This is a genomic window from Massilia sp. BSC265 (assembly GCF_000740675.1).
Lineage (GTDB): Bacteria > Pseudomonadota > Gammaproteobacteria > Burkholderiales > Burkholderiaceae_D > Telluria.
This window is the reverse complement of record NZ_JPXI01000003.1, coordinates 1-9,497: the sequence shown is the minus strand read 5'-3', so window position 1 is coordinate 9,497 and position 9,497 is coordinate 1. Positions and strand designations below refer to the sequence as shown.

4 protein-coding genes and 3 rRNA genes are annotated in these 9,497 nt (G+C 60.8%); all 7 read right to left on the bottom strand.

Features of this window, described 5'->3' with window-relative positions:
- A 16S ribosomal RNA gene (locus MA09_RS00260) occupies positions 1-719 on the bottom strand; the annotation flags it as partial.
- Positions 720-1,745: 1,026 nt separating this feature from the next.
- A complete protein-coding gene (locus tag MA09_RS00255; RefSeq protein ID WP_036244255.1) occupies positions 1,746-2,966 on the bottom strand; it encodes a DUF3322 domain-containing protein in 1,221 nt (406 codons plus the stop codon).
- On the bottom strand, positions 2,963-6,448 hold the full coding sequence (locus MA09_RS00250; protein ID WP_081897334.1) for an ATP-binding protein: 3,486 nt from the start codon (positions 6,446-6,448) through the stop codon (positions 2,963-2,965). The genes MA09_RS00255 and MA09_RS00250 overlap by 4 nt, the downstream gene beginning before the upstream one ends.
- On the bottom strand, positions 6,445-7,038 hold the full coding sequence (locus tag MA09_RS00245) for a DUF4194 domain-containing protein (RefSeq protein ID WP_036244253.1): 594 nt from the start codon (positions 7,036-7,038) through the stop codon (positions 6,445-6,447). The genes MA09_RS00250 and MA09_RS00245 overlap by 4 nt, the downstream gene beginning before the upstream one ends.
- The gene (locus MA09_RS00240; RefSeq protein WP_036244252.1) at positions 7,031-8,488 is read right to left on the bottom strand and encodes a DUF3375 domain-containing protein; all 1,458 of its coding nucleotides are present in this window, start codon (positions 8,486-8,488) and stop codon (positions 7,031-7,033) included. Before MA09_RS00240 ends, MA09_RS00245 begins: the two co-directional genes overlap by 8 nt.
- A gap of 172 nt (positions 8,489-8,660) precedes the next feature.
- A 5S ribosomal RNA gene (gene rrf / locus MA09_RS00235) occupies positions 8,661-8,773 on the bottom strand.
- A gap of 138 nt (positions 8,774-8,911) precedes the next feature.
- Positions 8,912-9,497 (bottom strand): 23S ribosomal RNA (locus MA09_RS00230); the annotation flags it as partial.

Genomic DNA, 9,497 nt, shown 5'->3' with positions numbered 1-9,497 from the left:
CGCCATCGGTGTTCCTCCACATCTCTACGCATTTCACTGCTACACGTGGAATTCTACCCCCCTCTGCCAGATTCAAGCCTTGCAGTCTCCAACGCAATTCCCAGGTTGAGCCCGGGGCTTTCACGTCAGACTTACAAAACCGCCTGCGCACGCTTTACGCCCAGTAATTCCGATTAACGCTTGCCCCCTACGTATTACCGCGGCTGCTGGCACGTAGTTAGCCGGTGCTTATTCTTCAGGTACCGTCATTAGCCAAAGGTATTAGCCTCAGCCGTTTCTTCCCTGACAAAAGAGCTTTACAACCCGAAGGCCTTCTTCACTCACGCGGCATTGCTGGATCAGGCTTGCGCCCATTGTCCAAAATTCCCCACTGCTGCCTCCCGTAGGAGTCTGGGCCGTGTCTCAGTCCCAGTGTGGCTGGTCGTCCTCTCAGACCAGCTACTGATCGTCGCCTTGGTAGGCCTTTACCCTACCAACTAGCTAATCAGATATCGGCCGCTCCACAAGCATGAGGCCCGAAGGTCCCCCACTTTCATCCGTAGATCGTATGCGGTATTAGCGTAACTTTCGCTACGTTATCCCCCACTTCTGGGTACGTTCCGATATATTACTCACCCGTTCGCCACTCGCCGCCAGGTTGCCCCGCGCTGCCGTTCGACTTGCATGTGTAAAGCATGCCGCCAGCGTTCAATCTGAGCCAGGATCAAACTCTTCAGTTCAATCTCTGTTTGTTGACACTCTCGTGTCACCGGCACTGCTGCCGGGTCGCTCACTCAAAATACTGACGAAATCTCCTTGCGAAGATTTACGTTTATTTCTTGTGAACATTTGATAATTTAAGTAATCACTGACCGAAGCCAGCGGCACCTTCATCAAACGCCCACACTTATCGACTGTTGATTGTTAAAGAACCAGTGTTCTGTACTACCTTGCTGCACCGTGCGAAGCGTTGTGTTCGTCAGCAGCAGAGGAATGAGATTATGCAGCGTTTCCTGATCATCGTCAACCCCCTCTTCCACTTCGTCGCAGATTTCTCTGCCGACCTTGCTAACGTAACCACTTGATTACGTTAACCTTTTTCGGTCACACCTTGCAGCGTTCTCGAAGCGGAGGCGCATCATAACAAACTCTGGCCCTGCGCTGCAAGGGGGGCGATGTTGCATGCGCGCCTCAGTTCTGAGCGCGTGACGCCGTCGCGACTCGACATGGGTGAGGATGCGGATTGTGCTTGGCATCGAGTACTTCATGTTTCATAGTTGTTTGAGCTGTGCACATCCATGACGGCAAATATGGCTCAGCTTTATATCGGAAAATTAGCGCTGGGCAACATAGCAAGAGTCCGGCAAGAAAACCATTGCGGCATTTGCCATGTGTGAGATGTCGAACAGATGAGGATTCTTGCAGCTGGATAATGCGTGTGTCACAAGAATGTTCGTTTGATCGAACTATGACCTGGGCACCATGGTCGAAGCACGTCAGCTGCAACAAACAGCACGAGTTTTATGAACTGGGCGGCACTCGCCAAACCCAAAGTTCCGGTATCGGGGGGAGCGTATACGGAGGCGAGTGTTGGCCCAGCCGTGCACAGCACCGGTGGCTACGGCGAACAAGATGAAGACGGGTCGGGGACTCGCCATCTGCCGAGCCACGGTGACGCACAGCTGGGGACCCGGCGAACAATCCGCCGGGCAAGGTCTCGATGATTCCGGGGCTTTTTATTTCGTCCGGGTAAGCACGGCTGCCGATCAACGCGGCGATTCCAGTGCGCTGCGGATCGCGTCGACTACCCATGCATAAGGTATGCGTTCCTGCTCCATGCGCAGATTCGCTGCATGGACGTTGTCACGAAGCTCGACGAAGAGTTGTCGCTCGTCCTCCGTCAAACGGCCGAGTTCCCCTGTATGACGCGCCGCGGCATTCTCCGCGCCCCACAGGGGGCGATGCGCATCGAGCGTCGCGCGGTCCATCAGGATGGATCGTGCATGGGGAACATGTAAGCGGAAACGGTCCAGGATCGCGAATCCGTGCGTGTCGATGTCACCCCAATACATCACCTCCCTGCTGCTCAGCCAGCCGGCCTGCGCCAGCCGATCTATCCCGTACCCCCCGCCGAAAACGACCATGCCGGCCCTTACTGGTGGAAAGGCCAGCGCATTCACTTCGTTTTCCGTCACGAAAATCCGCTCCACCCCGGTCTCGAGTGCAGCAAAGTGAGCGACAGGAATGCTCACGTCCGACAGCCCGCCGATGTAGTAATCGGGATCGAGCAGCCGAAAGCGGATCAGGGTCGGCTTTATCAACAATCCAAACCGGGACTCGAACTGCCGTGCGCCGTTCGCGTTCGCCAGGATGGTCTCGGGCGGCATGATTTCATCCAGCAGCTCGGCGACCAAAGCTTTGTGCAATTCGATGAATTTGGTATCGACACCCTCGATGTCCAGTTGGCGGAGATAAATCCCAGGCCGCGGTTGCGCCCTGAACCAGCGCAGGACGGCAAGGATAGCTTCCCATGCGTCGGCATAGACAAGCGGCTTGAGCGGCTGCCTGAGCAGCCACGGTCGCAGGATGGGGAATGCGTCCAGCGTCATGCCTGCGAGCCGGTCGAAGCGCCGCACATCGGCACCGCGCCCGATGAGGCGCAGGGCGTCCTCCTCCGATGGAATGCGCGCAGCCACTGGAATGCGGTTGCGCCCGAGCTGGCGATGATTGATGTCCCGCCACACCAACTCGTAGCCGAAACCGCGTGCTTCCCGAGCCATGCCCACCAGGGCGCCGATCCAGGTCCGAACCGCTTCGAACGCTTGCCCCATCTCGGCGCCGCCAGGCTGCCGCAGGCGCAACTCAAGCGGGAAGATGCTGCTGCCTTCGAGCCGCGCACGCAGTATTGCTCCGCTATCCCAGAGCTGGCGGACGCCGGCCGCGATGGCGTCGGGCCCCGACCACTTGGAAAGCTGCTGTACTGTCATCCTGCGCGTGCCTCACGCTCGGTACGGAACTCCTCGATGCTCAGGTAACGCAGCATCGACAGGCGCCCTTCTTCGCTGTGCACGAAACCCAGGCCCGCGACATAGGGTTCGATGATGTGGATCTTCTGGAGCGGCGTGACGATGAGCAGTTGCAGGTTCATGCGCCGGAACAGCTCCAGGCCGTAGCGCGCCGACTCGTCGGAGCCGCGGCCGAAGGCTTCGTCGATGACGACGAAGCGGAACGAGCGCGATCGTGCCGCGCCCCACTCCAGGCCGAACTGGTAAGCCAGGCTCGCCGCCAGCACCGTATAGGCGAGCTTCTCCTTCTGGCCGCCGGACTTGCCACCCGCGTCCGAATAATGATCGTGCTCGCTGTCGTCATCACGCCAACGCTCGGATGCCGAGAAGACGAACCAGTTGCGCACGTCCGTCACCTTGCGTGTCCAGCGCCGGTCCAGTTCGGCACTGCCTTCACGCCCGCGGAAGCGTTCGATGATGCGCCGCACCTGCAGGAATTTCGTTTCGGTGTATTCCTCGTCCGACGATCCGGTCAGGGCGCCTTCGGTGCAGCTGCGCAGATCGTGCTGGAAATCGCGCAACTCGGCATCCAGGCTCGGTTCGGCCTCGAGCGAAATATAGCGGTTCGGGTTGTAGTCGATCGCGTGCAGCGATGCATTGATCGTGTCGATCCGCTCGCGGATGGTTTCCCGCTCGCGCTTGAGCTGGGATTGGAAACCGGCGATCTCGCGTATGGTGTTCTCGTTCAGCAGCTCCTTGAAGCGGCTGGCGAAGCGCGGCAGGTCATCCACCTGCAAGTCCCGCAGCATGCGGCGGAATTCGCCGGCCGCTTCGATATTGACGTCGACCTCGCGCGTATCGAGCTTCCAGGTATTGACGTAATCCTGCATGGCCGAGATGATCGCATCGCGCAGCCGTTCGATCTTCTTGCTTTCGGCATCGATACGCGCCTGCAGGAACTCGCGCATGTCGCGCTCGCGGTTATCGCAAGATTCCACCGTCAGCGCATGCTCGCCGAGGGCCTCGCTGCGCAAGGCAAGGAGCCGCGCTTCCAGCGCAACACGGGTGGGCTCGTCGAAGGCGAGCGCGAGTGCGCCGGCCTCCTCGCGCTGGCCGCGCGCGATGCTGAGCTTTTCGGCCACCGTCGCTTCCAGCCTGGCAGCGGCGGCGTGTTGCGTGTCGGTCTCGGCCAGTGAAGCGTCGAGCGCGCGCAACTGCGTTTGCAGGGTGCGCAGCAGGTCGGACGATGCTGCCAGCGCCTGTTGTTCGCGCTGCAGCCGGTCGATTTCCGTCACCAGCGGTTTCCAGTCCAGCTCGGCAAAGTCCGTGTACAAGGCCAGCTGCTGCCACATACCGTGCAGCTTGTTCCACTCCTCGACTTCGCTCTTGAGCGAGTGAATCTGGTGGGCGTGCGCGTGAATGCGCGTGGCCAGGTCGCGCTCCCGCTTGGCGAGTGCCGCGATCTTGGCTTCATTGTTCCAGCCGAGCACATAACGGGTGCGATCGTCGATCGGGTAGCGGTCGTCCTTCTCGTGCCGTTCGCCGCCCGACTTCACCTGGCCATTGCGGGTGATCGCCTTTTGCTCGCGGCGGAACTGGTCCATGCCCTCGCAGCAGGCGTAGTCATAGCGCCGCGCCAGCTCCGCTTCGATCCAGGCGTAGAACGTCGAATCCGGCTGGATGGCCAGCTTGCGCGCCAGTGACTGGGGATGCGTCGTTTGCCGTTCGCTTGCCACGGTCTGCCGCACCCGGTAATACACCAGCCGCGCGCCCAGGTGGGTGCGGTCGGCCCATGCGGCGATCTGCGCGTAATACGCCTCGGGCACCAGCAGGGACACACCGAAGGCATGCAGCAGGCGTTCCGCCGCTCCCTCCCAGGCCCGTTCCTCCTCGCGGACCTGGAGCAGTTCGCCGGCGAAGGGCAGTTTGTCGACAGGGATGGCCAGGGCCTCGCACAGCGCTTCGCGCACGGCCAGCACCTGGCGCGGGATGTTCGACCGGCGCTGGCGCAGCGATTCGAGTTCGCCGGTCAGCTCTCCGTGCAGGCGCCTCAGTTCGCGCACGGTCACGCCGGCTTCGGTCAGGCGATTGCTGCGCTCGTCGCGCTCGGCGACACAGTCGGCCTGTCCTTGCGCGATTGCGCGCCGATTCGCATGGAAAGTGTCCGCGTCGGAGGCGCCAGGCACGCCGAGCGCGCGCGCGATCAGCTCGTACTGGTCGGCGCGCCTGGCCTTCTCCTCCCGTGCGTGGTCGAGCCTGATGATCTCGCTCCTGATCTGCTCGATGCGGTTGCCACCGTTGGCCGAAATCGCCGCACCGAGTTCATCGCGGGTCTGGCGCTGGGTGCGCCGCAGTTCGGACAGCTGCGCGAGCTTCACCACGGCCCGCTCCTCGTCCGCTTCGAGATGCGCGATCCGCTTGTCCAGCAAATCCGCCTTGAGTCCGGCGAACCACGGACGCAAGGCGTCGCGGCAGCTGCGCAGTTCGTCGACATTGCGCACCAGCTCCGCATGGCGATCGCAGTCGGCGCTCAGCGGCTGCAGCGCGTCGATCTGTGCCTGCGCCTTCAGCACCGCCTCGTGGGCGCGATTCAGATCGTCGAAGTGGCCGATCAAGGCCTCGATGCGCGGCTGGACCGGGAACGGCTCGAGCATGTGCTCGCGCACGAACTCGGTCAGGTTGCCGACCGATTTCATGGAGACGGTCTGGTGGAACAGATCCATTGCCTGCTCGGAAGCGATACCGAGGCGGCGCCGGAACTCGGCGCCGTAGGGCGGGAAGCTGTCGAACAAGGTGGTGCCCGCCATGCCGCGCAGGCGTTTGCGCAGCTGGGCGATATCGGTGCCGAAACCCGCGAAATGCTCCGCAAGCGACAGGCTGGCGTCGGACACCACGTAAAAACGCTCCGGCTGGCCACGCGGATCCTTCAGCCAGAACACTTGGGCCAGCGTGACCGTCTGATCGAATCCCTCGTTGTGGAACTCCGCCAGCAGGACGGAGTAGCTGTGGTGGTCGCGCAGCGGAACGGCGCGCGCCGTCATGCCGGTGTCGCCCCGCTCGGACTTGTAATGGCCGAGGACATAGGTGCGCAGGCTGCGCTCGCGCGCATCGGCGCCGGCCGCCTTGTTGTACGATATCTTCTGAGCCGGAACCAGCAAGGTCGTCAAGGCATCGACCAGGGTCGACTTTCCCGAACCGATATCCCCGGTCAGCAGCATGTTGTCGCCATCAGGTTGCATGCGCCAGACGCGCTGGTGGAAGGTACCCCAGTTGTACACCTCGAAGCGGTGCAAGCGAAATCCGATACGTTCGGGACGGTGCGGCTGTGCGGGGGGCGCAGCGTCCGGATTGGCAGCCGGATGTGCGTCGGAATCGGCGCCCGGCACGGCATTGCCGTCATTCGCCAGGTCGATCCCTTGCTGGAATGGCTGCGCAGGCGGATCGAATTCCGATGGCGCGTTCATGCATTCTCCTCCCCGATGGCAGATGCGGCGTGGCTGGCGTAGGCGTCAAGGCGTTTACCAAAGTCATCCAGCCATTGGGCATCGACAAAGGCCTTCAAAATACGGCGTACTTCATATTGCGCTTCCTGGCCGCGCAAGCGGCGCAGGAATCCGAGTTCGACGACCTTGTTCAGGTGGGTTTCCATGCGGTCCAGGAGACGCGCCTCGTTCGCGGTATCAGGCAGGAAAAGCCGCATCTGCTCGGCGATGTCCTCGCGGCTGACCACCAGCTGGGTGTCGCCGCCGGTGGCATCGAATTCGGCCAGCTTTTTTCGCAACAGGACCAGGATCAGGCTCACTGGAAAGCTGAGGGGACGCCGCTGGATCAGGCGCGGGAGCTCGGCTTCGTCCGGCGATCGAGGACGCTGGCGCAGGTAGGCATAGCCTTCCGCCTCATCGAGAATCAGGTCGAGACCGATCACTGCACAGTAGTCGCGTACCCGCGCCTGCAGGTCGAGCAGGGCTTGCCAGGGCGCGGCGGCCTGCTCGCGGTACAGCACCCCCTGGAACAGGTTTACCAGCAGGGGGCCGAAGCGGTCGTCGTCATTCATCGGTCGTGTGCTCGCGTAGCGTGAAAATTACCAGTGGCAGCGATGCCCGTCGCTGGCGCCCGGCGCCGTCGGTCCAGTGGACCAATTCAGTGCGCTCGTCATCGATGACGGCCGAGACCTCCTGGGTGGCAAGCTTCAGGTAGGTGGCGAGCTCGGCCAGTCCCTGCTCGATCGGACGCTCCTCGACGAGCATGGCGAGCGATACCTGAGCGCGTGTCTGCAGGGCGCGCCGGATATTCGCGAGCAAGCGCGCCTGGTCCACATGCACCTGTTCGTACAAGGCGTCGGTGACGATGTCCACCTCGGCGTCTTCCATGGTGAGATTGCGAATGTCGGCCTTGAATGCCGGCGTGTACAACAGGCGCTCCATCGGCAAGCCGAGCTCGGGAGCTGGCTCATCGACCTCGGCGAATGCCCGGTCCGGCACCTGCCCCCGCAAGGCGAGGGCTTTCTGCTCTACATTGCGGATCAGTTCCATGATACGGCGGTTCTCGAGCCAGGCCTGGTCGTCCAGGTAGCGGCGCAACTGGGCGGACAGGCGGGCGACGGTGCGCTGCGTGACCTCGCCGGCCTCGAGCCAGTCGTAGTGGATACGCCTGATGCGCCCATCCGGCTCCAGCTCGCGAATTGGTCCGAGCTGCATGACACGCTCCAGTAACCGGCTGAGTTCATCCTGACGGGACGGCGACATCAGGAGGTTCCAGAACGCGCGGAAACTTCGACCCTCGTCAGAATCGGCGATCAGGTCACGCCAGCCGAACACTTGCTGCAGCAACTCACCCTTGCCGCCGTCCCAGGTCGCGATTTGCTCGCGTACGTTCCGGTCCAGTGCGCGGAAATTCTGGTCCAGGGCACGGAAGTCGGAGAGCAGCTCGCGTGCAGTTGCTGTCATCTGCAGGAAGCGTTCGCGCACCTGGGTGGGTTCCATCAGATCAAGGCGTCCCTCCCTGATCTTGGCGACCTCGGCATCGATCTCGGCCTTACGCCTTTGCAATTCTTCAATGCGAGTGCGCGGATTGAGTTCCGTCCCATCGACAATCTGCTTGAGCAGGTCAAACACGGTCATGAGGCGAGACTCGGTACCGATGAAGGCGCGCTGGCCAAGGCTGTCCAGCCACTCGATCGCGTGCTCGGCGGGCGAAGTCAAGTCATAGTGGGGTTCATCCTGGCCCGGCGGATAGTATTTTCGAAGCCAACCGCGCTCGTCGGAAGCCCAATCGTCCAGGTAGGCCGTAGCACTTTTCGGATACAGGCCCTGGCCTTCCGCCTCGTGAAGCTGGAACAGGTGGTCGTCGAGCTGGGCCGCCAGTTCCTGCCGCGGGATCGTGCGCATGTTCGGCGCAACAAAGCTACGGTGCAGGAAGCTGGCGATCATGGGCGCGTGATCCGCCGCGAGAAGGCGCCACGCGGGATGCGATCGCCGCTGTAGGACAAGCTGATGGTAGTCCATCTTGAAGGTGAATATATGGAAGGCATGACTGTACTGCGAGGCGGGCGGTTTGACAAAAGGAAGTCACAAGGATTGGTGATTGCCCGAACACGGCGCAGTGAAGATTTACGATGCGAATCTGAACGCAAAAAGCCCGCTCAGTCGATACTGAGCGGGCTTTGCTTTATAACTAGCCTGACGATAACCTACTTTCACACTGGTTGCAGCACTATCATCGGCGCAAAGTCGTTTCACGGTCCTGTTCGGGATGGGAAGGGGTGGGACCGACTTGCTATGGTCATCAGGCTTTGACTTGTCTGAGCTTTTACCGATCGGTAAAAAACTCACAATCCGGGAAGAAGTATCGTTTTTTTTATTCTTGGGGTAGCAGTATCAACAAACTGCAGCTGTATTCCTGACTTGTCTATAGCCTACCAAGGTTATAGGGACAAGCCGTACGGGCAATTAGTACTGGTTAGCTTAATGCATTACTGCACTTCCACACCCAGCCTATCAACGTCCTGGTCTCGAACGACCCTTCAAGGAGCTCAAGGCTCCGGGAAATCTCATCTCAAGGCAAGTTTCCCGCTTAGATGCTTTCAGCGGTTATCTCTTCCGAACTTAGCTACCCGGCAATGCCACTGGCGTGACAACCGGTACACCAGAGGTTCGTCCACTCCGGTCCTCTCGTACTAGGAGCAGCCCCCTTCAAATTTCCAACGCCCACGGCAGATAGGGACCAAACTGTCTCACGACGTTTTAAACCCAGGTCACGTACCACTTTAAAGGGCGAACAGCCAGACCCTTGGGACCGGCTACAGCCCCAGGATGTGATGAGCCGACATCGAGGTGCCAAACTCCCCCGTCGATATGAACTCTTGGGAGGAATCAGCCTGTTATCCCCAGAGTACCTTTTATCCGTTGAGCGATGGCCCTTCCATACAGAACCACCGGATCACTATGTCCTACTTTCGTACCTGCTCGACTTGTCGGTCTCGCAGTTAAGCACGCTTATGCCATTGCACTATTA